This window comes from Streptococcus sp. Marseille-P6264, assembly GCF_902460355.1.
GTDB lineage: Bacteria > Bacillota > Bacilli > Lactobacillales > Streptococcaceae > Streptococcus.
On record NZ_CABPTO010000001.1, the window covers coordinates 629,054 to 651,772 of the forward strand.

A 22,719-nucleotide genomic window follows, 5' to 3' on the forward strand; every position below is an offset into this window, starting at 1 on the left:
CTATAAACTTTCTAAATCTTTTAACTTGACCGACACAATCTTGGAAACTCCTGACTCCTGCATGGTTACTCCATAGATAGAGTCTGCTGCAGACATGGTTCCCTTGCGGTGGGTCACAACGATAAATTGGCTTTCTTTGTCAAAGCGGTTGAGATAATCTCCAAATCGCTTAACATTGGCCTCATCCAGAGCTGCCTCAACTTCATCCAAGATGACAAAAGGAATAGTCTTGACGCGGATGATGGAGAAGAGAAGGGCCAAGGCTGATAGGGCTTTTTCTCCACCGCTCATGAGATTGAGGGATTGGATTTTCTTGCCTGGAGGCTGAACTGAAATCTCTACCCCAGCTGTCAGCAGGTCGCCTTCTGTCAAGATGAGGTCAGCTGAACCGCCGCCAAACATCTGGCTAAAGGTCAGCTTGAAGCTTTCTCGAATAGCTTCAAAGGTTGTTTGGAAACGTTCCTTGACTTCATCATTCATCTCTTCAATGGTTTCCAAGAGAAGATTTTTAGCCGAGAGGACATCGTCCCGCTGACTATTGAGGAAATTCAGTCGGTTGCTGACTTCTTCAAATTGTTCTACTGCTTCCAGATTGACTGGTCCCAAAGCACGAATAGCCTTTTCTAAGTCTTTGACTTGAGCTTCTGCAGCTGCAAGATTTTCCAAAGAGCGCGCTCTTTGAGCAGCCTCATCAAAGCTGATTTGGTAATTATCCGTCAGATTGGTCAGCAGACGACACAAGGCATCTGAAAATTTCTCTTTTTCAGCTTCTGCCTTGGCCTGACGGCGAATCAGACTTTCGTTTTGCTGACGGGCTTGGTCTAAATGCCCTAGAATATCCTCAGACTGCCCCTCTAAGTCGTCCAGCTCAAATTTGAGTCGGATGAGGCTCTGATCCAAGTCTGTCTTTTTCTCTTGGGCAGTCTTAAGCTGCTCTTCCAAGACGGAAATATCCACCTTCTGGCTGACTGCTTCTTCCTTTTGCTCTATCAAAAGCTGCAAAGTAGCAACTTCCTTGTCCAGTGCAGCCTTCTCCTCTAGCAAACGTGACAAATCATTCTTCTCAAAGCGCTGGCTGGAAGTCAACTCCGTACTCTTCAATTTCAGTTCTGACAAGTTAGCCGATAGCTGATCGAAACGATCCTGAACAGCGTTTTTATTCGACTTGACTTGCTCGATTTCAGCAGTAATGGCTGTTTTTGCAGCCTCAATAGCCAACAGGCGCTCTTCCATTTTTTTCTTTTCAGCAAGGCCCGCTGCTTCAGTCTGATTAACCAAATCTTGCTCCTGCAGTTGCTCCAACTGGCTGAGTTCCGCAACCCGCTCTGCAATCTGTTCGTAGGCCAGCTTGACTCTTTGCTCCGTCAAACGGGCTTGCTCACCCTCAGACTTGATGACTTCCAAGGCTTGTTTGGCCTCTGATAATTGAGACTGCAAACTTTCGACTTGCTGTTCCTGAGCTTTCAGCTTCTGAGACTGCTGCTCTATTTCTCCAAGTAGGCTGTCCAATTCAGGCTTGATAAAGATTGTGTTATTATTGCGATTAGCTCCTCCGGCATAAGAACCGCCTGTGCGCAGTTCCGTGCCGTCCAGCGTTACGATTCTGACTTGGTAACGAACCTGACGGGCAGCCGCACGCGCATGTTCAATCGTATCAAAAATAGCGGTTGTTCCCAGCAGATTTTGGAAAATATTCTCCAAACCTGGCTCGTAGGTCACCAGCTCTGAAGCTATACCGAGGAAGCCCGGACTGGCCTCAATTCTGGATTGATTTTGGTCGGGAAGTTGACGAGCTTTGATAGTCGTCAGAGGTAGGAAAGTAGCCCGACCAGCTCGATTTTTCTTAAGAAAATCAATGGCTCTGGTCGCTGCGCCCTCGTCCTCAACGATGATATGCTGGCTGCTTGCCCCCAGTGCAATTTCCAAAGCGGTCTGGTAATGAGGATCGAAGCTCAATTTTTCGCTGACCGCCCCGACAATACCACCCAGACGATCAGCCTCCTGCAGAACGCTTTTTACACCTGCATAAAAATTACTGTGATTTTTAAGGATAGCTTCTAAACTGGCTGCACGGGCTTTTTTATTTTTCAAATCATCCAGCAGGGCAAACATGCTGGTTTGCTCCTTTTGATAAGCAGTCGCCAACTTCTCGACCTGCCCCTGCTGCTTCTGATACTGATCTAGCAAGGCTCTGAGGGCAGTCTGAGCTTCTTCTAATTCTGCCTGTCGAGCCGCTTCTTCTGCCCTACCAGCCTTTAAATCAGCCTGCAGTTTGCTAAACTCTGCCTGTTTGCTGGCAGCTTGGCTACGCTCATTCTCCAGACGATTTTCTAGCGAGGTCAAGTCGTTGGACAAGTCCGCTTCTTCTTGCATGAGCTTGACGTAACGATCCCGCAGATTTTCAATCAGCTGATCTGGGTCATCTGAAAGGTCCGCCAACTCTGCTTCCAACTGGCTCATGGCTTCTTGATTTTCTGTCAACTGGACTGCTAAATCAGCTAGATGAGCTTCCTTGGAGGAAATATCAGCGGTCAACTGCTGGCTTTTTTCTCTCAGTCCAGCCAAGCGTTCTTCATTTTCCAAACGGCTGCTAGCTGCCTGACTCGATTCCAACTTGGCTAGGTCTATCTGGCGCTCCAAATCACTGATTAAACGAGTCAGTTCCAAAAGACTGGCCTGATCGTCAGACAGTTTTTGATTCACTTCCTGACGTTTAACCTTAATCTCTTGGTTTTCACGTTCCAGTTCATCCCGTTTCGTATAATAGGCCGCCAGCTCCTGCTTGATCGCTTCCAAATCAGCTTCTGCCGCCGTCAAATCAGTTTTATTCGCCTTAATCTGAGCCACCAAGACATCTAAATAGAGTTCCTGACGCTCATGATCCAGTTCTAAAAAGCGCTTGGCTGTCTCAGCCTGCTTCTCCAGTGGCTGGACTTGACTATCCAGCTCGTAGATAATGTCTTCCAATCGATCCAGATTGTCTTGAGTCTGCGCTAGCTTGCTTTCTGTTTCCTTGCGACGGGTCTTATATTTGAGCACTCCGGCCGCTTCTTCAAAAATAGCCCGACGCTCCTCTGGCTTGCTGTTAAAGATTTCCTCTACCTTCCCTTGGGAAATGATGGAGAAGGAATCTCGTCCTAGCCCTGTATCCATGAAAAGGTCATGGACATCCCGCAGCCGAACCTTTTTACCGTCAATCTTGTACTCGCTATCGCCACTGCGATAGATATGGCGCTCGACACGGATTTCCTTGCCTGCCTGCTTGATAAACTGGTCCTGATTATCCAAAACCACAACGACCGAAGCATAGTTGAGGGGCTTGCGGTTCTCCGTCCCTGCAAAGATGACATCGGGCATCTTGCCCCCCCGCAGACTCTTGACGCTCGACTCACCCAGAGCCCAGCGCAGGCTCTCCGTAATGTTGGACTTGCCAGAGCCATTGGGACCAACAACTGCAGTCACCCCTTGGTCAAAAACAACCTTAGTCTTATCTGCAAATGACTTGAAGCCCTGAATTTCAATTTCCTTTAAAAACATTAGTGACTTTCCTTTTCAAATGCATCCTTGGCAGCTTCCTGCTCAGCCAGTTTCTTAGAACGACCTTGTCCCTGACCCGCTTTCTGACCATTGATCAACACAGCCACAGCAAAGTTCTTAGCATGGGCTGGTCCCGTCTCATCTGTAACCTGATAGACAATCTCAACATCGCCATTAACCTGCAGGAGTTCCTGCAACTTGGTCTTATAGTCTGTCACCTGCTCAAAGTCACCCGCTTCCACCTTGGGAATCATGACTTGATAAATAAAGTCCTTGACAGTCTCCACATCCTTATCCAAAAGGAGGGCACCCAAAAAGGCCTCAAATAAGTCACCCAGAATGGTATCGCGATTGCGGCCTCCTGACTTCTCCTCACCGCGACCCAGCTTGATAAACTGATCAAACTGACAGTCCCGTGCAAAGCCAGCCAAACTCTCCTCCCGAACAATCATGGAGCGTAGTTTTGATAAATCTCCTTCTGGTTTTTGGGGATATTTTTTATATAAATACTCAGAAATAATCAGCTGCAGAACAGCGTCTCCTAAAAATTCCAGGCGTTCATTGTGTGAAATTTTTAAGAGGCGGTGCTCATTTGCATAGCTGGTATGAGTAAAAGCGGTCTCTAGCAGACTACTGTCTTCAAACACCAGCCCAAACTGCTCCAGCAGTGCATCTTTTAAATGTTTCATAGTTTCTTTTTCATGCTAGGCCAAGGCAGAGCATGAGTTCCATCCATCCTTTCTAAAATGATGTTCTTTGTGAACTATCTACCATTATACCAAAAAACAAGTGCTAACGCACTTGTTTACTTGTCTTCTTAGCGTAATTCCCAGCCTATTATTTATCTGGTATGACCTTGAAAAGGTAATAAGTAATAAAGATTGTCAGGGCGAACAAGAAAATTTTCACCCAAATAATGGGCGCGACAGTAATGGAAATTCCCATCAAGATATAGATGGACACGATAATCTTTTTCTTACGCTCTTTGGCAATCGAACCAGTCTCCCGAAAATCTGCGACATAGATTTGATACATCTTGGTGTGATAAAGCCAATTCTCAATCCGCTTGGAGCTGCGTGAAAAGCAAGCAATAGATAAAAGCAAAAATGGGGTCGTAGGAAGAAGGGGTAGAAAAATCCCCAGCACTCCTAAAGACAAAGATAGACAGGCGATCACAAAATAAATCAGGCGCATTTGGTTTCCTCACGTACGTTTTCATGGTCATTCTTTAGCTTCCTTTCTAGTATAAAAAACAAGCTAAAAAATATAAAACTAGTTTCCCATAAAAAGCAATCCTTGTCAATCCTAAAAAGAGAGTGGGACAGAAATCGGTAATTCGTTAGAATTCGATTTCGTCGTCCCACCTCCGCACAGTTGAGTAGGGCTGTAAAAGCTGATGAAATCAGCGTAGTAGACCCCACTCAACCATTGCGTCTTGCTCGACAATCCAAAGACAATTGAGAGGCTAGGACTTTTATCCCAGCCTCTTTCTGAGCGACTGATGATTAGATATTTACCAAAGGCGTCGCTGTATCAGGAGAAGTATCAAAGACCTGAAAATCATGACCCACTGGCAAGTCAGCTTGAGCCAGTTGATTGACCATGGTCATATGAGCCAATTCCTTGATATTATTTTCCTTGCTCAGATGCCCCAGATAGATACGCTTGGTGCGATTGCCAAGTGTGCGAATCATGGTTTCCGCACCATCTTCATTGGATAAATGTCCCAAGTCAGACAGGATGCGCTGTTTCAGACTCCATGGATAAGCACCACTCCGGAGAATCTCGATATCATGGTTGCTCTCAATCAAATAAGCATCCGCATTCTCAATGACTCCGGCCATACGGTCACTGACATAGCCCGTATCCGTCAGCATGACAAAGCTCTTACCATCCTTCATAAAGCGATAAAACTGGGGAGCAGCTGCATCGTGGCTCACTCCAAAACTTTCGACATCCAAATCGCCAAAAGTCTTCATCTTACCCATTTTAAAGATATGCTTCTGACTGGCATCCAGCTTGCCCAAGTCCTTTTCCATCGCTCGCCAGGTTGCTTCGTTGGCATAAATATCTAGATTGTATTTACGCGCCAAAACCCCCACACCATGGATGTGATCCTTGTGCTCATGGGTGACCAAAATAGCATCTAAATCTTCTGGCTTGCGGTCAATTTCACTCAAAAGGCTCGTAATTTTTTTCCCTGATAAACCAGCATCGACGAGCAGTCGTTTCTGGTCTGTTTCCAGATAAAAGCAATTACCACTCGAGCCTGATGCTAGAATACTATATTGAAATCCCTTAGTCATGTTCACTTTCTACATTCTCTTCATTTTCCCAGTCATCTACACGGACAGCATCGTTATCATATGGAAGGACAATGGTAAAGGTAGAGCCTTTGCCATACTCACTCTTAGCCCAGATAAAGCCATGATGCTGCTTGATAATCTCTTTCGCGATAGCCAGACCCAAGCCCGTTCCTCCCTGGGCTCGACTGCGGGCCTTATCCACCCGATAGAAACGATCAAAAATCTTTGGCAGATCCTGCTTGGGAATACCCAAACCTTCATCCGAAATCGAGAGAATCAACTGAACATCTGTTGTTCTCACAGAAACTGTAATCGTCCCACCGTCAGGTGAATACTTGATGGCATTGTTCATGATATTATCAATCACCTGGGTCATCTTATCCGTGTCAATCTCTACCCAAATCGGCGTAATTGAATAATCCCTGATAATCTCATATTTTTTGGTCTCATCCTGATTTTTTATCTTATCAAAACGGTTGAGGATATAGGTGATAAAGGCCGTAAAATTAGTCAGCTCAACGTCCAGATGGCTGGTATTATTATCAATCCGCGACAAGCTAAGCAAGTCCGTCACCATCCGCATCATCCGGTTGGTCTCGGTCAGCGAGACCTTGACAAAGTCTGGTGCAACAGGCTCTGACAGAGCACCATCATCCAAGGCTTCCAGATAGGATTTTACACTGGTTAGAGGCGTCCGCAATTCATGGCTAACATTGGAAACGAAAAGCCGACGCTCCCGTTCTTCCTTGTCCTGCTCCGTTGTATCATGCAGCACTGCTACCAACCCGGATATAAAACCTGACTCCCGTCTGATCAAGGCAAATCGAACCCGCAGGCTTACATATTCACCATTTTCATCTTGAGAATCAATGGTCAATTCTGGAACCTTGGTGATCAATTCGCGTAGATCGTACTCATCAGCAATATCCAGTAAATCTAAAATACTGGTATTAAGGACATCATCACGTTTGACACCCAATTGCTTGGTTGCCATGTCATTGATGGTAATAATCTGTCCTCGACGATTGGTCGCAAGTACGCCATCCGTCATATAAGACAGGATACTGGATAGACGCTTGGTTTCTTGCTCCAAATTTTCATGCGTCAGGCGAATGACTTCAGAAAGATCATTGATAGAATTGGTCATGTCCGTGATTTCAGGACTGCCCTGCATATCTAAAACTTCTGAATAATCTCCTGCGATCAATCCCTTGATCTTTTGGTTTAACTGCACTAGCTTTTGAGTATCTCGTCGATTTTCCAGAAGTAAAAGAGCCACAACGATGATAAAGCCGACAACAATCAGTGAAAAGACAAAGTCAGGAGAAAGCACAAATTCTTTTAGCGTTTCAATCATTATTTCTTATGTAATAACCGACACCGCGGCGAGTCAGGATATACTCCGGACGGCTTGGAGTATCTTCGATTTTTTCGCGCAGACGGCGAATGGTCACATCGACTGTCCGCACATCTCCAAAGTAATCATAGCCCCAGACGGTTTCCAGCAAGTGCTCACGCGTCATGACCTGACCAACATGAGTCGCCAAATGGTGCAGAAGTTCAAATTCACGATGGGTTAATTCCAATTCTTTCCCGTGTTTTTTCACCACAAAAGCATCTGGAAGAATCTGCAAATCCCCAATAAAAAGTTCCTTTGGACTGCTCTCGTCCACATGGCTATCTGGTATCAGTTCAGAACGGCGCAGCAAGGCCTTGACCCGAGCCAGCAATTCACGATTTGAAAAGGGCTTGGTCACATAGTCATCGGCACCGATTTCCAGACCGATTACCTTATCAAATTCGCTATCTTTGGCCGAAAGCACAATGATTGGCACATTGCTGGTCTTGCGGATGGTCCGAGCAACATCTAGTCCGTCCACTTCTGGCAACATCAAATCCAAAATCAAAATATCCGGCTGCTCTGCTTCAAACATTTCTAGAGCTTCCTTACCATCAAAGGCTGTCAGCACTTCATAGCCTTCCTTAGCCATGTTAAACTTTATAATGTCCGAGATTGGCTTCTCGTCATCTACAACTAATATTTTTTTCATTTTTTACCTTCATATCTATACAATTTTTAAGCTTAGACATCTATTGTTTTTGTATCTGTCCTACCGCTCCATAAGCACTATTATATCAAATTTTCCTTAAAAAATACTATTTTCGCACACTATATTCCAACATTCTTATAGAAATTTCAACTCAACTCTCTTTCTCCCAAAAATCTCAGTCAAGGATGAGGAATCCTCACTAAAATCCTTGATTTTTTTCACTTTTTCTGCAAAAATAGAGGCATAGAAAGAAGGTTGAACTATGACAACAATCAATCAAATCATCACTTATCTTGAAAATGAAAAGCAGGATGTAGCTGTAATCTCTGATCCTGTAACCATTCATTACCTAACAGGCTTTTACAGCGATCCACATGAACGCCAAATGTTCCTATTCGTCTACACTGACCATGAGCCACTCCTTTTCGTACCAGCACTAGAAGTTGAGCGTGCTTCTTCTACCGTAGACTTTCAAGTTATAGGCTATGTCGATTCTGAAAATCCTTGGGAAAAGATCAAGGCTTCTCTACCATCTCAATCCTTCAAACAAGTAGCGGTCGAGTTTGATAATCTGATTTTAACTAAGTATCACGGCCTGCGTACTGTTTTTAATGGGGCTGAATTTGTCAATCTGACCCCTTACATTAACCGCTTGCGCTTGATCAAGTCAGCCGATGAAATCCAGAAAATGCTAGTAGCCGGTCAATATGCTGACAAGGCTGTCAATATCGGTTTCGACAATATTTCACTAGAAAATACTGAAACAGACATCATCGCTCAAATCGACTTTGCCATCAAGCGAGAAGGCTATGAAATGAGCTTTGAAACCATGGTTCTGACAGGCAATAACGCAGCCAATCCGCACGGCATTCCCGGTGCCAATAAAATTGAAAACAACGCCCTCCTCCTCTTTGACTTGGGCTGCATGGTCAATGGCTATGCCAGTGATATGACACGGACTGTCGCTGTCGGCCAGCCAGATCAGTTCAAAAAGGATATCTACTATCTGACTCTGGAAGCCCAACAAGCTGCACTTGATTTTATCAAACCAGGCGTCACAGCTCATGAAGTAGACCGCGCCGCCCGTGAGGTTATCGAAAAAGCTGGTTATGGCGAATACTTTAACCACCGCCTTGGACACGGTATTGGCATGGATGTTCACGAATTTCCATCTATCATGGAGGGCAACGACATGGTCATCGAAGAAGGCATGTGCTTCTCTGTCGAGCCTGGTATTTACATCCCTGGCAAGGTAGGTGTCCGCATCGAGGACTGCGGCTATGTCACCAAGAATGGTTTTGAACTCTTCACCGAAACCAGCAAAGACTTGCTGTATTTTGATTAAGAAACTAGAAAAGCACCAATTGGTGCTTTTTTAGCTTATCAATAGTTTTATTTATCCTGTTGTCTTCTCCCCCGCCTCTAGTTTCAACAGAAAGGCTTTTTTATCAAGGCCACCAGCATAGCCGGTTAGTTTGCCGTCGCTTCCAACAATCCGATGACAGGGAATCAAAAGGGAAATGGGATTATGACCAATGGCGCCACCAACTGCTCTAGCCGAGCCAATCTTACCGTACTCAGCTTGTAATTCTCGTAGAATATCTGAATAAGTAGCCGTTTGCCCATAGGGAACCTTCTGCAATACTGTCAGAACCTTGCTTCTAAACTCAGTCACTTGGGGTGCCAATGGAATCTCATCTGTCGCGGGATTTTCTCCCTTAAAATAAGCATCCAGCCAAGCAGAGACGCGTCGGCTGACTTCTGTCTCTTCCTCCTGTGCTTGCTCCAAATCATAGCCTGCCCCAAAATATTTCTGATTCTCCAGCCAAAGCCCCAACAAGGCATTTGCGTCCGTCAAGATAAGAATCCGGCCAATCGGCGATGTATAATAATTCTTGTACATATTTTTTCTTTCTTTTTACTTCTTGATATGTCTTATTATACCACTCTTGTCTTAACTTTAGCCACAATCCCATCTGGGTCTGTGACTTCTAGCTCCTGGGAGCTAATCCACCGGACTGGTGCATGCAAGTCCAGAGCATTTTCATAAATAGCTACTAGGTCTTCTTCTCCTTCTACTTGCGCCTCAAAATAGGCTAGTCCTAGTTGCTTAGATTGGCGATGATTCAAGTGAGAACCACCCCATTCATTAACAGCTAAATGATGATGGTAGTTTCCTGATGCCAGCCAGCTTGCAGAAGGTACAGAAAATTTATCCTCCAAGTCTAGAAGTTTTTGGTAAAAATGACTGGCTGCTCTGCTATTTTTCACAGACAGATGGACATGGCCCATACGAGTGCCTTCCGCAATACTAAACGGCTGGATTCCCTGACCTAGTTCATAGATTTCTTGAGCCGCGAGCGCTTCCGTCACTCCGATAATGCGGCCATCTTCTCGAATATCCCAATCAGCCCGAGGTTTGTCCCGATAAAGCTCAATGCCATTGCCTTCTGGATCCTCCAGATAAATGGCTTCACTATAACCGTGGTCCGCCCCTCCAACCATAGGAACTTTATTTTCTGATAAATGCTTCAGGATATCTGCTAAAGCTTGACGGCTGGGAAGCAACAGTGCCAGATGATAAAGACCGTAAGCCGACTTGACGGGCTGTCGGTCACTGGTTGCTAAGAGCCGCACCAACACTTGTCCGTCCCGACCCAAAGCCACCTGTCCGTCCTGCTCTTCCAAAAGTTCCAGGCCTAAAACGTGCTGGTAAAAATCCCTTTGTCTTGCTAGGTCAGCCACATAAAGTGCCACCTCTCCTAGATAAATCTTGCTTTGATATTCAAAAGTCATGTACTTTCTCCTCTCTTAAATTTTAAATTTCAGCAGTGCTCCTGCTCCATCTTTCTTTTTATTTTTCCAAAACAGAGATAGGTTCCTTGATTCGGTTTTCCACATCTCCATATGCACCGAAGGATTGCTCATATTGTAATTATTTTTGTTACATCTGTTAGTATAGCACATCTTAATGTAATGTCAATAATTACATCTTGAAAAATTCTTAATAAAAAAAACAATCTGCTCACTAGGAAGCAGATTGTCCTTTAATTTCTTTTTCGGTTGCTGCGACAACTTCGTCGAGGCTGGTCTGAGCCAATTCCGCTTCCATGGCGGCCTGAATAGCCGCCAAGCGGTCGTCTAAGACGTTATGAATGTTCTTACCGATAGGACAGTCTGGATTGGGCTTATCATGAAAACTAAAGAGCTGGCCGCTCTTTCCCAGACATTCAACCGCAATATAGACGTCCAACAGACTAATATCTTTCAAATCTTTGGCGATCTCTGCTCCTCCAGTCCCACGAGCAACGGTAATCATTCCTGCATTCTTGAGCTGGGACAGGGTCTTGCGGATAATCACTGGATTGACGCCAACACTACCAGCAAGGATATCACTTGTCAGTTTTCGTTTTTTTCCTTCCAAAGCCAGTACAATCAGCATATGGGTGGCAATGGTAAAACGGCTAGAAATCTGCATTTTTTTCTCCTCCCTCATCATTTTCTCTCACTATTATATCTCAAAAATGGTGTAACTTCAAGAGTTACGACTGAACTTTAAGAAAGCTGCAATCTCATCCGCATAGCCTTCCCGCTCACTGATTTCCCGCAGCAGGTCATGATTGTGGGTATGGTGGATACCATTGACCAAACTTTCCCGATAAATCTCATAGTAAGGCAAGTGGAGCTCCCGCGCCAATCTCAGCTCCTGCTCCACATCGTAGGCCACGCGCCGAAGGTCGACATCAGCCAGACCCTTCTCATCTACCTCTAAAATGGCATACTGAGCTCGCAAGTCCTGACGCAAAGCCGAATCTAGAAAGAACGGCTGACCAATAGAGCCGGGATTGATAATCAGCTGCCCCTTAGTCCCGTAGCGGAGAAACTGCTGGTGAATATGCCCATAAACAGCGATAGCGCAGTCATTTCCCTCAAAAAGGCGGTCGAAATCGCTCTGCTCGCCAATATGAATCAACTCCCGCCCCCAATTCTTATCGGGCAGATGGTGGCTAACCGCAATCTTCAAGCCTTCTACTTCTGTCAGGATTTGCAGAGGAAGTTCCTGCATGCGGTCAATCTCTTCAGGCTTGATTTCTTCTAGGACAAAATGACAGAGACGGGTCAGGTAGAGGTGGCTGGGACGATCCAAATCCAGCTTTTGATGCAAAGCATGCCAGAGACTGTCTTCCCAATTCCCTCTGACCTGGAGGCTGATGGGCAGCTGCTCCATCCTGTCTAAAATATTTCTGCGACCGGTTCCTGGCAGGAGCAGATCCCCCAAAAACCAATAATCTGTCACCTGCTGGCTTTCCGCATCCGCCAGTACTGCTTCCAAGGCTGTGCTATTCCCATGCACATCGGATAATAAGGCAATTTTTCGTATCATCGTATGTCTTTCTCTTTCTTTACAAGGAATATTATATCAAAGTTCAAAAAAACTTCCACCCATCAAGTGAGTGAAAGCTTTAAAATATCTTTTATCAATCAACCGATTTGAGTGCTTCCAGCATATCCACCCTTCTGAGGCGGTAGTTGACAAAGAAGCCAAGTAAGGTCAGGATAAGAGTCACTGCTGTTAGAGGAAACAGATAGACGGAGAGACTTACTTGAGTATTTAAGCTAATAATGCTAGGCGCAACCTTCTCAATCAAAAAACGATGCAAGAAGAAACCGCCCAGAAGCCCAACTGCCATCCCAATTACTGACAGAATAATGGTCTCTCGATAGATATAGAGAGTCACTTCCTTATTATGGAAGCCCAGAACCTTGATAGTGGACAGCTCGCGAATCCGCTCAGCGACATTGATATTAGTCAGATTGTAGAGAATGACAACTGCTAGAAGAACGGAGATCACCACCAAAATAAGCATCGTATTATTAAGAGAATCAGCTAGAACGTTGAACTGCTTCACCATGCTAGCATTTTGTGAAACACTCTTGACAGACTTGAGGCTCATAAATTCATTGGCCTTGTCGACAATATTTTTACTAGAAGAATCCTTGAGCCGCACTAGATAAGTATTTTTATCGGGCTTTTTCCCGTAAATTTTCTGGTAGTCAGTCGCCTTCATAAAGGCAAAATGACCAAAATGATTCTCATTGACTGCTACGAGCTTGACAGACTTGCCACCCAGCTCTATACTGCCACCGGGGCTAACTCCAGCTATGCGGGCCAATTTATCCGAAACCACTGCACCGTACTTGAGAGTCAGCTTTTGCTGGTTGTTGGGACTTTCCAGAGAAATAAAAGGTTTAAAATTTTCTTTGTCCGTGACCATCAAAGTGATTGTTTCTGTCTCTTTTCTTCCTTTGTATTTCTCTGTCAAGGTTTCACTATGGATTTCCTGATAGTCAGCAATCGAACCATCTGCCAGCATCTTTTTCAGCTTGTCCTGCTCAGCCTGATTCTCTCCAGGATTGACAGCGACAATCAAGTCGTATCGCAGAATCTCCTCAAACTGGCGTTTGGGAATACCACCGATAGAAGATTGGAGCCCTAGACCGGCAAAGAGCAGGGCAACAGAACCCGCCACACCAAAGATGGTCATAAACATCCGCTGCTTATAGCGAAAGATATTGCGAGCTGTGACTTTCTGAGTAAAGCTAAGGCGCCGCCAGATAAAGGACAGTCTTTCCAAAAAGATCTTGGAGCCTTTGACCGGTGGCTTGGGCAAAAGCAAGTGAGCTGCTTCTTCTGTCAACTCCCGCCTTGCTACCCAAAAGGCCGGTAGAACACTCGATAGAAGGGAGAGTCCAAGGGCAAATAAACTATAGGAAATATAAAAATATGCATGAGGGGCAGAAAACACCATGCCTCTGGTAATAATAGAAGAAATCACTCCCGACAAGAAATAATGCCCCAGCAGAATCCCTATGAGGGTACCGAGACTCCCTGCCACCAAACCATAAAGAGCAAACTTGCGAATGATATCTCGGCTATGATAGCCTAAAGCCTTAAAGACACCTGCATTTGTTCGTTCCTCGTCGACAAAGCGCGTCATGGTGGTAAAGGTTACCATCGCTGCCACTAGATAGAGCACCACCGGGAAAATATTACCAATCGACGCAATACTATTCATGGAGTTTTTATACATATGATAGCCATTACCACCTGGCAGAGACTTGCGGTCATAGCTATGATAGGCCGGCTCTTTCAAACGACTCAGGTCTGCCTTAGCCTCAGCTAGCTTGTCCTTGTTAGCAGACAAGTCTTTCTCTGCCTGAGCCAGCTCAGATTTTTTCTGATTGAGCTGGGACTCAGCTTCCTGAATCTGTTGCTGGCTCTGGCTTAGCTGATCGGGAGCTAGGATAGAAGCGGATTGAGCTGCCGCTAGCTGGCTTTTTTGCTGGTCTAGCTGACTCTGAGCTTGCTCTAACTGCTTTTTACCTTGGGTCAGCTCACTCTCAGCCTGACCAATCTTATCTTCGCCCTTCCGAATGGTGCTTTTGGCATCTGCCTCTAATCGCTTAAAGCGAGCCGCTCCGTTATCTGCTAAGCTCTTGTCCAAAGCTGTCTGGTGCTGCTCCAAACGCTCCTGATAACTTGCAGAGAAGGGGGCTAATTTTTCTAAATCATGATAGCGCAGGCGGGCAATACTGTAAACATCTGTATCAAAGGCCTTGGGGCTGACTACAGCATAAGCTGATAAAGCCCCGCTGCCACTAGTCGCATTGCCCAAATTTCTATCAGACCAGAGCTCTGCCGAGTTGACAAAGCCCACGACCTTATAGGTCTTGTTTTTCAGAACTGACCGACTGCCTGCTTTCTCGGTCAGATCAATCTCCTGGCCAAGCTTGTATTTTTTAGACCAAAAACTAGCTAAGGAAATTTCTTGCTCATTCTTGGGAAGACGACCGGAGGTCACTTGAAAGTTTGAGATATCCTTGGTATCTGAGAATACTCGGAGAGCCTCCTCGTCTACGGTGACATCTGTCAGATAGCCAAACTCGACATCAGCTCCCTTGATAGCTTCCAGCTCTTTCTGATCCGCTGCATCCAAACCATAGTCCGCCATAACAGCCAAGTCCATGGTTCGTTGCTCTTTCAAATAATCTGTTGCTGTTCTGCGCATATTGGGTGGAGCGACCTTGAGCCCCACGAGAGCTAAAGAGCCCAGCATCATGAGGATTAAAATAGATAGGAAACGTCCTTTAGAGCTAGTGAAGGAGAGCAGAATGTCTTTCCAATAAATCTTTCTCCTCATATTAATACTCCAATGTACTTATGTCCTGAGGCGATTCATTGACCGTAACACTCTTGACTCTCGCATCGTGCATACGGATGACCCGGTCAGCAATGGGAGCCAAGGCAGCATTGTGTGTCACGATAATCACCGTCGCTCCTTGATTACGGGACATGTCCTGTAAGATTTGCAGCACTTGCTTACCGGTATTGTAGTCCAAAGCTCCCGTTGGCTCATCGCAGAGCAGAATCTTGGGATTTTTGGCCACCGCCCGAGCAATGGACACACGTTGCTGCTCTCCACCTGAAAGCTGAGCTGGAAAATTATTGAGACGATTTTCCAGTCCCACTGCAGTCAGAGCCGCTACTGGATCTTGAGCATCCTTGACGATTTCAGAAGCTAATTCGACATTTTCCTTGGCCGTCAGATTAGGCACCAAATTATAAAACTGAAAGACGAAGCCCACATCATTGCGCCGATAGTCTGTCAGCTGGTGGGAATTGTAGTGAGCAATATTCTGCCCGTCTATCAGGATATCTCCCTCATCATTGGTATCCATACCGCCTAGGATATTGAGCACCGTAGACTTACCGGCACCAGAAGCCCCTAGGATAATGACCAGTTCCCCCTTTTCAATGTCAAATGAAATATCGTGATTGGCAACTATTTCCGTATCCCCCATCTGATAACGTTTAAAGCTATGTTTCATTTCAATATAAGCCATATCGTTTCTCTCCTTTTCAAAGCTCGTTTCCTTAAATCAACAAACTGTTGATTCCAAATCACAGATATTATATAATGAGCTTAGATAAAAAGCAATAACCAAAAATCAACAAAGTGTTGATTTAAGCGAAAAGGGAAGAAAAAATGATCCAGAAACGAAAAACCAGCACTAAGGAAGACATCAAAGAAGCCTTGATTCAGCTACTATCTGAGGAAAGGTTTGATAATATCTCCATCAGCAAGCTCTGCAAGCGGGCTGGGATTAACCGTGGCACCTTCTACCTCCACTACGAGGACAAGTATCAGATGGTTGAAAGTCTAAAAAGCGACATCATTTCCCAACTTTATAGTTATAGTCTTTTTGAAGAAGAAGGCGAATATTCCAAACGGTTCATGATAGCCAAATTTCATATACTGCGTGCTAATGAACGTCTGATCAATGCCCTGACCAGAAGCCATTATATTGACTTTCGTGGAGCTATTCGGGAATTCATAACCAGTATCATTCTGAGCGACAAGCAAAAAGCTACTACCCAGCGTTTTTTAGAGGAGAACTTCCACATTCCTCAGAAATACGCCTTGGAAATCTTCCTATCCAGTGTTGAGGGGATTATTTCTCTTTGGATAGCCGGCGGAGCTCAGGAGGAGCCCGAAGAAATTACGCAAATGATCCTAGCTACCTACAATTATGATTATTGGAAATCATGACCAGCACTCCATTTTTATAGATGAAAACTCAAAAAGACGCAGATTCATCTGTGCCTTTTCTTAAAACGTTTCTGGTGAGCAAATGGCTTTCTAAGGATTTCCACTTATATAAAGGTAGCAAAAACCTGTCCTATTTCACCATGTCTGGGTCGTAATCATAAAACCCTGTATCGAGGAAGCGATTCTTAGGATGCAATTTGTGAAGCAGCTCATCTAACAAGAAAGCTTGGTCATGACTAAATTCACCTTTTTCAATCAAGTCCCTCGCCTGAACAAAAAGCTTAGCAATCTCAACAAAATTCTGACCAGGAGTGTAGAGCCCTTCCAACTTCCAATGCGTAAAGCCGTGGTCAACCAATTCTGTCAGCTTGGTCATCAAGTCCAAGTCATTATTGGCGAAAATATGCGTCCCATGGTCGTCCTCAAAGATCGAATAATGACTCTGAGGGTCACTTGGTTCAGCAAGAAAGAGGTCTCTCTCTCTTGATTTTTCATCATCAATGTGTGTAAAGTTATAATAATTTTGCAAAAGCGGACGTTTAGAGTGATGGATAACACTCGCACCATAAACTAGGACTTCTGCTGGAATTTCAAGGATTTCCGGCATTTTAAAGAGTTCTGCCGATGGAATTTCCCGCGCCAAAACAGCTTCCGATACTCCAGCATTCTTGCCCCAAAAATTAATCTGGCGGCTGCTGGTAACCATAGTCGAAGCATCATAAATCGTTTTTAGCTTGTAGCCATCCCGTTGCAAAACGTAGAATACACCTGCATCCCCAACGGTGATATAGTCCACCTCAATCTTCTGAAGAAAATCCAAATAAGGCTTGATCTGGTCCATCATATCCTGATGCATCAGAGCATTGACGGCAACAGTCATTTCTTTTCCTGCCTGATGAACCATTTGTGAGATACGATTTAATTCGTTGCAAGTGAAATTATGCGGTAATCGAAGACCGTATTTTTTCTCACCGACATAAATACGATCCACACCTGCTTCCAATAAGGCTTGAACTTGTTCTATACTTTCAGCTGTAGCTGTAATGATTATCTTTTTCATATCATTATTATACCAAAAAAATAGGATTTATGATTTCTTAATTCGATTTTATTCGTTTTGTAACTATCTTGTAATATATCTAATCATAGAAACATGATAGAATGATAAGGTACTACTAGGAGAGAGACAATGGCTGTAAGAGATTTTAAACAGTTTGAATCAGCGCCCCTGCATGATTCGACAGAGCAAACCAAGGAAATATCCTATCAAGAATACCTGCCCCAAGCAGAATCAGCATCACAATTACGTGAGCTATTTTTCTTTATAAATATCGCTTTATTCTGTATTTTGACAGTCTTTTTTAGCTTTATCTTCTTATCTGCAAAAATGAGCACTTTTCTATCTTTCTCACTTGCTATTGTCCTAAGTCTTATGATTATTCAAGGATATCGCACTGTTCGGAGAAAGAAACGCCGTTAATTCACGAATTAAATCAAACGAGATCAAAAGATCTCGTTTTTTCGTTTCTTTACCAAGCGTAATTTGGTTCCTGACAAGCACACATCGCTGCCAATAATTCTTCTGGAGTCACCTTTTTCAGCCCTCCATAGACTGGATCCTGAACGGTATAGGATGGATCAATGTAATAAACTGCAAGGACATCACTGCCGTCTGCTGATAATTCATAGCCCGTACCCACAACATTGTGTTCACCCTTGTGGCCTGGGTAGATGGAGGCATTATCAATCGTATAGTAGAGCGGATAACCATCATCAATATTCTTGCGCAGGCGCTCCTTAAAGAGCCGCATATCTTCAGAATTCGAGGCGCTACTAGTCACTGTCGCAAGATGGTAGCCCGCTTGACCTACCGGCACTTCCGCATAACCAAATAAATATTGATTTAAGACACGGATTGCATTGACATTATGGGTACCGAAGGTCTCATCAGTGCCCATCGCTCGTGCCAATTCCTCTTGGCTAGCTTGGACGCCTCTGTAGGCTAAAATCATACTGACAGAGGTCGGTGCGCAAGTATTCCAAGCTCGCTGGATCTGCATGGGAACTTCCAGGCGCTTTCTGATTGGGGAAGATGCTTCTTTGCTAGAAGGCTGTGTCTCCTCTTCTCTGACCTTTTCACTGGTCTGACTAGAGCTTTTTGACTCCGCAGAAGCAGAACTCTGACTATCACTAGATTGACCACTGCTAGCTGTTTTCGAGCGGGCTTGACTCATGCTCGAAGCCTTAGAAGAAGAGTCAGAGCTTCCAGACTGAGGGGACTCTGAAGCTTTCTGCCGAGAACAGGCTAGTAAGTAGCAGCCTAAACCAAGCAAGGCAAGTACTTTTAAATGTTTCATACCAACACCCCCTTTTTATTTATATGATAACGCTTTCTTTTTTGGAAATCAAGTTGGCCAAGGGGAAACTAAAGAGTAATAATTTTTGCTTCCTAGCTCCATACGACTACTCATCAGATACTGCAGGAAATGTCTACTTCGAATAAAAACGAGGCTAGGACTCTTTTGTCCCAGCCTCAACTTGTATATCCAGTTTGAACTTACTTATCTTCTAAATCAATGATGATTTCTTCTGAAGGAGCTTGTTCTCCTTCTTCCACCACGATATCAGAAATTTCTTCTTCAAGAATTTCCTCTTCTTTTTCAAACTTTTCTTTGATTTCTTGAAATTTATCCTGCGAATAGTCTACTACTGACTTGGTCGTATCCTTGACAGACTCCAATACCGTTTCTGCTGTAATTTCGCCATTTTCAACCTTTTCCTTGGTTTGGTTGATGGCCTTGACAGCCTGATCTGAAAAATCCTTTACTGATTGGACAACTGCTTCGTGAGTCTTATCTGGATCTTCACGATAGTCGACAACAAAGTCTTGAACTTTTTCAGTAATTTCTTTACCTTTTTTGCTAGTTAGAAAGTACGCTGCAGCTGCACCAGACACAGCACCTAATAAAAGTGATGAAATTTTTCCCATAATAAACCTACTTTCTTATTTTTTAAATAATTTGCCAACAAAACGAAGGGCCGTTAGACCTGCTGTTGTTTTGGCTGTCGTGCTTCCTGCTGCGACTGCCTTTTTTCCTAAAACACGCGCCTGATCATTTAAATCAGAGACTGATTCGGATAGGTCTGCCACCGCATTGAAAAGCGGATCAATCGTTGCTACTTTGTGGTTGATATCATCTGTCAACACATTGACTTTGGCAATCAAATCATTGGTTTGATGCAGGGTGACATTGACATCAGAAGTCAAAACTTTGATCGTATTTTCTGTCTCATCCAGCATTTTAGCAGCCTTATCACCGAGAGTTTTGACGGTGATGGTCATATAGATTAGAAAAACAATCAAAGCGACAGCAACTAAAGTATAAGCAATTTCAAGCATAGTATTCTCCTCTCACTCTTGATAATAGGGGGCTTGTTTTTTTCTTTGGTAAATCATAATGCCGATGCCTAGTAAAATCAGGGCTGCAGACAGCCACTGAGATACACGAACACCCAAGAACATGAGACTGTCGGTCCGCATACCCTCAATAATCATCCGGCCAAAGCCGTACCAAATCAGGTAAAAGGCTACCAATTCTCCCTGACGGAAGAATTTAGGCCGGCGTCGTGAAATCAGCAGTAGGGCAAAGCCAAGTAAATTCCAAAGGGATTCGTATAAGAAGGTTGGCTGGCGATAAGCGCCATCTATGTACATATTGTTGCGGATGAATGACGGCAGATAATTAAGATTTTTGACCACTGCTCCATAGGCTTCTTGGTTAAAGAAATTACCCCAACGACCGATACTCTGGGCAATCAAGACGCTAGGCGCTGCAATATCCAAGAAATCAACAGGATTGATCAATCTTCTCTGTGAAAAGAAATAAAGGACAAGGGCACCAGTGATCAAACCACCGTAAATAGCTAAACCACCATTCCAAATCTGAAAAATCTCAATCAGAGAATGCTTGCCATAATAAGACCATTCAAAAATCACATAGTAGAGTCGCGCTCCAAGGATAGCCAAGGGAAAGGCAATCAAAATGAAATCAAGAATATCATCGGGAATCATCTTTTTGCGTGGCGCTTCCTTCATGGCCAAGTAAACGGCTAAAATCAAGCCGCTGACAATGCAAATCGCATACCAACGAATACTAAAGGGACCGACTGTAAAAGCTACTGGATCAAGCATCTTTCACCTCATTCTGGCTAATCAAATTAGTCAGTCGTTCTTCAAAAATCTTGGTGGCATCAAAGCCCATTTCCTTAGCTCGATAGTTCATGGCTGCAGCCTCAATCACCACAGAGATGTTGCGTCCTGTCTTAACGGGGATGCGAATACGAGGAATTCTGACACCAGAAACTTCCAATTCTTCTGCATTATTACCCAGACGGTCAAAGGTCTTATTGGTATCATAATTTTCCAGATAGACGGCAATCTGTACCTGTGAAGAATCCTTAACTGCACTAGCTCCGTAAAGACTCATCACATCGATAATGCCGACACCACGAATTTCTAAGAGATGGCGAAGAATCTCAGCAGGCTCTCCCCAAAGGGTCATTTCATCCTTGGCAAAGATATCGACACGGTCATCCGCCACTAAACGATGGCCACGCTTGACTAACTCAAGGCCAGTTTCACTTTTACCAATACCGCTGTCCCCTTGAATCAGCACTCCCATTCCGTAGATGTCCATCAATACGCCATGAACACTGGTTCTGACTGCCAAACGTGAATCAAGGAAACTAGAAATTTCCCCTGATAGACGGCTGGTTGATGTGCGGTTGGTGAGAATCGCGATTTGCTTTTCTTCAGCTGCTCGCCGCATTTCTTCAGGAATCTCCAAATTGCGCGCCACAATGACAACTGGCGTTTCTGGTTGAAACATTTTCAGAAGGACTTGATGACGGTTGTGGGACGTCATCTTCATCAGATAAGACCACTCCTTCATCCCAATCAGCTGAATCCGTTCTGGTGTGTAGTAGTCAAAATAGCCGGTCATTTCAAGGCCCGGCCGCGAAATATCCGATGTCGAAATCTCCTTTTCTAAGAGGTCATCACTGCCGTAAACGATGTGTAAACGGACTTTTTCAATCAAATCTTTGACCTTTACAGACATTCCCTGCTCCCTTCAAATTTATCTTTCTCTATTATAGCAAATTTTTACCCTAAAAGAGTTTTTAAGATTGGAAATTAAGCAGGATTTTTCCCTAGATGCTTGTGAAAACATCTTCCAACCAGCAAAAAGGCCAGTCAAAACAACTAGCCAATCCATCTTTGGAGAATTCTTTTCTGATTTTGAAAACAAGGATGGCTCTCGATAAAGGCTGGTATTTCTCTTAGAGTCAGCCAGATATGAGCATCAGTTTCGCCTACCTGATAGCAAACCTGGCTCTTGTCCCCAGACACCACCGCTTCATAGAAATCAAAGTGGCACTGGTCTTCGACAGAGCACACCTGCTCCAACAGTCTGATACTGTCGGGAACTAGGCCTGTTTCTTCTTCCAATTCACGCAGGGCGGCTGTCTGACTATCCTCTCCTGCTAATACACTACCTCCCGCTCCAAACTCATAGTAGCCAGGATAGAGATTTTTATGAGCTGATCGTCGCATACAGAGAAAATCACCATCCTGATGGCGAACCAAGACATTGACACAAAGATGAAACTGCCCTTCAGGAATCTTTTCTCCTCGAACTAGGAGATGCGGGAGCAGATTTCGATTCAAGTCATAGGCATTCCAAACTTCTGTCATACTTCCTCCTTGGATGAAGTCATTCATCTTTCAGTAGCAGCTTCCAGATTCAGTCAGCTGCGCTTCCCTAGATTCTTTCTTTTTTCAATTCCTTTATATTGGGATCGAACAAAAATTCGGGAACACTACCCGAATCTCTCTTTCATAATTACCAAAACCAGCCGTCATTGTCATTGATTGGCTCGGCATCTTTCATTTTACGAGGTCCCGTTCCATACATTTCCGCTTCCACATCTTCCTTGTAAGGCATCACGACAGCCAGCAAAATATAAATCAAAATACCTAAGCCAAAATTGGAAACTGTAAAGATGATGAATAAAAAGCGTAACAAACCAAGATCAAAGTTGAATTTATCGGCCAGTCCAGACAAAACCCCTGAAATCACTCGGTTTCTTCTTAATTTATAAAATTTAGTTTTCATGATGATGACCTCAACTCTCATTCTTTCCTTCATTTTA

The 22,719-nt window shown here is 44.3% G+C and carries 23 protein-coding genes; 3 read left to right on the forward strand and 20 right to left on the reverse strand.

The window, feature by feature from the left end:
• The 6 genes from smc to yycF form a co-directional block, all read right to left on the reverse strand.
• Positions 1–3,537: a chromosome segregation protein SMC gene (gene smc, locus FZ941_RS03180; RefSeq protein ID WP_148886817.1), complete on the reverse strand. Its 3,537-nt coding sequence runs from the start codon at positions 3,535–3,537 to the stop codon at positions 1–3.
• Entirely contained in the window at positions 3,537–4,226 is a 690-nt protein-coding gene (gene rnc, locus FZ941_RS03185; protein ID WP_148886818.1) for a ribonuclease III, read from the reverse strand. Before rnc ends, smc begins: the two co-directional genes overlap by 1 nt.
• 148 nt (positions 4,227–4,374) lie before the next feature.
• Positions 4,375–4,731, reverse strand: coding sequence for a YbaN family protein (locus FZ941_RS03190; RefSeq protein WP_148886819.1), 357 nt, complete (start codon positions 4,729–4,731; stop codon positions 4,375–4,377).
• Between the two features lie 311 nt (positions 4,732–5,042).
• On the reverse strand, positions 5,043–5,843 hold the full coding sequence (locus FZ941_RS03200) for an MBL fold metallo-hydrolase (protein ID WP_148886820.1): 801 nt from the start codon (positions 5,841–5,843) through the stop codon (positions 5,043–5,045).
• On the reverse strand, positions 5,836–7,200 hold the full coding sequence (gene vicK, locus FZ941_RS03205; protein WP_148886821.1) for a cell wall metabolism sensor histidine kinase VicK: 1,365 nt from the start codon (positions 7,198–7,200) through the stop codon (positions 5,836–5,838). The genes FZ941_RS03200 and vicK overlap by 8 nt, the downstream gene beginning before the upstream one ends.
• Positions 7,193–7,894, reverse strand: a complete 702-nt coding sequence (yycF, locus tag FZ941_RS03210; protein WP_005589489.1) for a response regulator YycF — start codon at positions 7,892–7,894, stop codon at positions 7,193–7,195. The genes vicK and yycF overlap by 8 nt, the downstream gene beginning before the upstream one ends.
• Positions 7,895–8,156: 262 nt before the next feature.
• On the opposite strand from yycF, the gene FZ941_RS03220 reads away from it, so the two are divergent.
• Positions 8,157–9,239 (forward strand): Xaa-Pro peptidase family protein, encoded by a 1,083-nt coding sequence (locus tag FZ941_RS03220; RefSeq protein ID WP_148886823.1) that lies wholly within the window; start codon positions 8,157–8,159, stop codon positions 9,237–9,239.
• A 51-nt stretch (positions 9,240–9,290) separates the two neighbouring features.
• On the opposite strand, the gene FZ941_RS03225 is transcribed toward FZ941_RS03220, so the two are convergent.
• From FZ941_RS03225 to FZ941_RS03250, 6 genes are all read right to left on the reverse strand, one after another.
• Entirely contained in the window at positions 9,291–9,797 is a 507-nt protein-coding gene (locus tag FZ941_RS03225; RefSeq protein ID WP_148886824.1) for a methylated-DNA--[protein]-cysteine S-methyltransferase, read from the reverse strand.
• Between the two features lie 35 nt (positions 9,798–9,832).
• Positions 9,833–10,690, reverse strand: coding sequence for a VOC family protein (locus FZ941_RS03230; protein ID WP_148886825.1), 858 nt, complete (start codon positions 10,688–10,690; stop codon positions 9,833–9,835).
• Between the two features lie 232 nt (positions 10,691–10,922).
• On the reverse strand, positions 10,923–11,372 hold the full coding sequence (locus FZ941_RS03235; protein WP_148886826.1) for an Rrf2 family transcriptional regulator: 450 nt from the start codon (positions 11,370–11,372) through the stop codon (positions 10,923–10,925).
• A 57-nt stretch (positions 11,373–11,429) separates the two neighbouring features.
• Complete coding sequence (locus FZ941_RS03240; RefSeq protein ID WP_148886827.1) at positions 11,430–12,278, reverse strand: metallophosphoesterase; 849 nt, start codon at positions 12,276–12,278, stop codon at positions 11,430–11,432.
• A 94-nt stretch (positions 12,279–12,372) separates the two neighbouring features.
• Positions 12,373–15,096, reverse strand: a complete 2,724-nt coding sequence (locus FZ941_RS03245) for an ABC transporter permease (RefSeq protein ID WP_148886828.1) — start codon at positions 15,094–15,096, stop codon at positions 12,373–12,375.
• 1 nt (position 15,097) lies between these two features.
• A complete protein-coding gene (locus tag FZ941_RS03250) occupies positions 15,098–15,799 on the reverse strand; it encodes an ABC transporter ATP-binding protein (RefSeq protein ID WP_148886829.1) in 702 nt (233 codons plus the stop codon).
• A 143-nt stretch (positions 15,800–15,942) separates the two neighbouring features.
• Between FZ941_RS03250 and FZ941_RS03255 the strand changes: the two genes are divergently transcribed.
• Entirely contained in the window at positions 15,943–16,506 is a 564-nt protein-coding gene (locus FZ941_RS03255; protein ID WP_148886830.1) for a TetR/AcrR family transcriptional regulator, read from the forward strand.
• 130 nt (positions 16,507–16,636) lie between these two features.
• Here the strand turns inward: FZ941_RS03255 and FZ941_RS03260 are convergent, their stop codons facing one another.
• Positions 16,637–17,566 (reverse strand): peptidase U32 family protein, encoded by a 930-nt coding sequence (locus tag FZ941_RS03260; RefSeq protein ID WP_148886831.1) that lies wholly within the window; start codon positions 17,564–17,566, stop codon positions 16,637–16,639.
• Between the two features lie 129 nt (positions 17,567–17,695).
• On the opposite strand from FZ941_RS03260, the gene FZ941_RS03265 reads away from it, so the two are divergent.
• Complete coding sequence (locus FZ941_RS03265) at positions 17,696–17,986, forward strand: DUF3270 family protein (protein WP_148886832.1); 291 nt, start codon at positions 17,696–17,698, stop codon at positions 17,984–17,986.
• Between the two features lie 49 nt (positions 17,987–18,035).
• Here FZ941_RS03265 and FZ941_RS03270 read toward each other — a convergent pair whose 3' ends face one another.
• From FZ941_RS03270 to FZ941_RS03300, 7 genes are all read right to left on the reverse strand, one after another.
• Positions 18,036–18,863 (reverse strand): C39 family peptidase, encoded by an 828-nt coding sequence (locus FZ941_RS03270; RefSeq protein WP_148886833.1) that lies wholly within the window; start codon positions 18,861–18,863, stop codon positions 18,036–18,038.
• Positions 18,864–19,063: 200 nt separating this feature from the next.
• Positions 19,064–19,495 (reverse strand): YtxH domain-containing protein, encoded by a 432-nt coding sequence (locus tag FZ941_RS03275; protein WP_148886834.1) that lies wholly within the window; start codon positions 19,493–19,495, stop codon positions 19,064–19,066.
• 15 nt (positions 19,496–19,510) lie between these two features.
• Entirely contained in the window at positions 19,511–19,906 is a 396-nt protein-coding gene (locus tag FZ941_RS03280) for a DUF948 domain-containing protein (RefSeq protein WP_015605212.1), read from the reverse strand.
• A 12-nt stretch (positions 19,907–19,918) separates the two neighbouring features.
• Complete coding sequence (gene lgt, locus FZ941_RS03285; RefSeq protein WP_148886835.1) at positions 19,919–20,698, reverse strand: prolipoprotein diacylglyceryl transferase; 780 nt, start codon at positions 20,696–20,698, stop codon at positions 19,919–19,921.
• Positions 20,691–21,626 (reverse strand): HPr(Ser) kinase/phosphatase, encoded by a 936-nt coding sequence (gene hprK / locus FZ941_RS03290; protein WP_005589460.1) that lies wholly within the window; start codon positions 21,624–21,626, stop codon positions 20,691–20,693. The genes lgt and hprK overlap by 8 nt, the downstream gene beginning before the upstream one ends.
• Positions 21,627–21,769: 143 nt before the next feature.
• A complete protein-coding gene (locus FZ941_RS03295) occupies positions 21,770–22,261 on the reverse strand; it encodes an NUDIX domain-containing protein (protein ID WP_005592248.1) in 492 nt (163 codons plus the stop codon).
• Between the two features lie 148 nt (positions 22,262–22,409).
• The gene (locus FZ941_RS03300) at positions 22,410–22,682 is read right to left on the reverse strand and encodes a PspC domain-containing protein (protein WP_037586216.1); all 273 of its coding nucleotides are present in this window, start codon (positions 22,680–22,682) and stop codon (positions 22,410–22,412) included.
• Positions 22,683–22,719 lie beyond the last annotated feature (37 nt).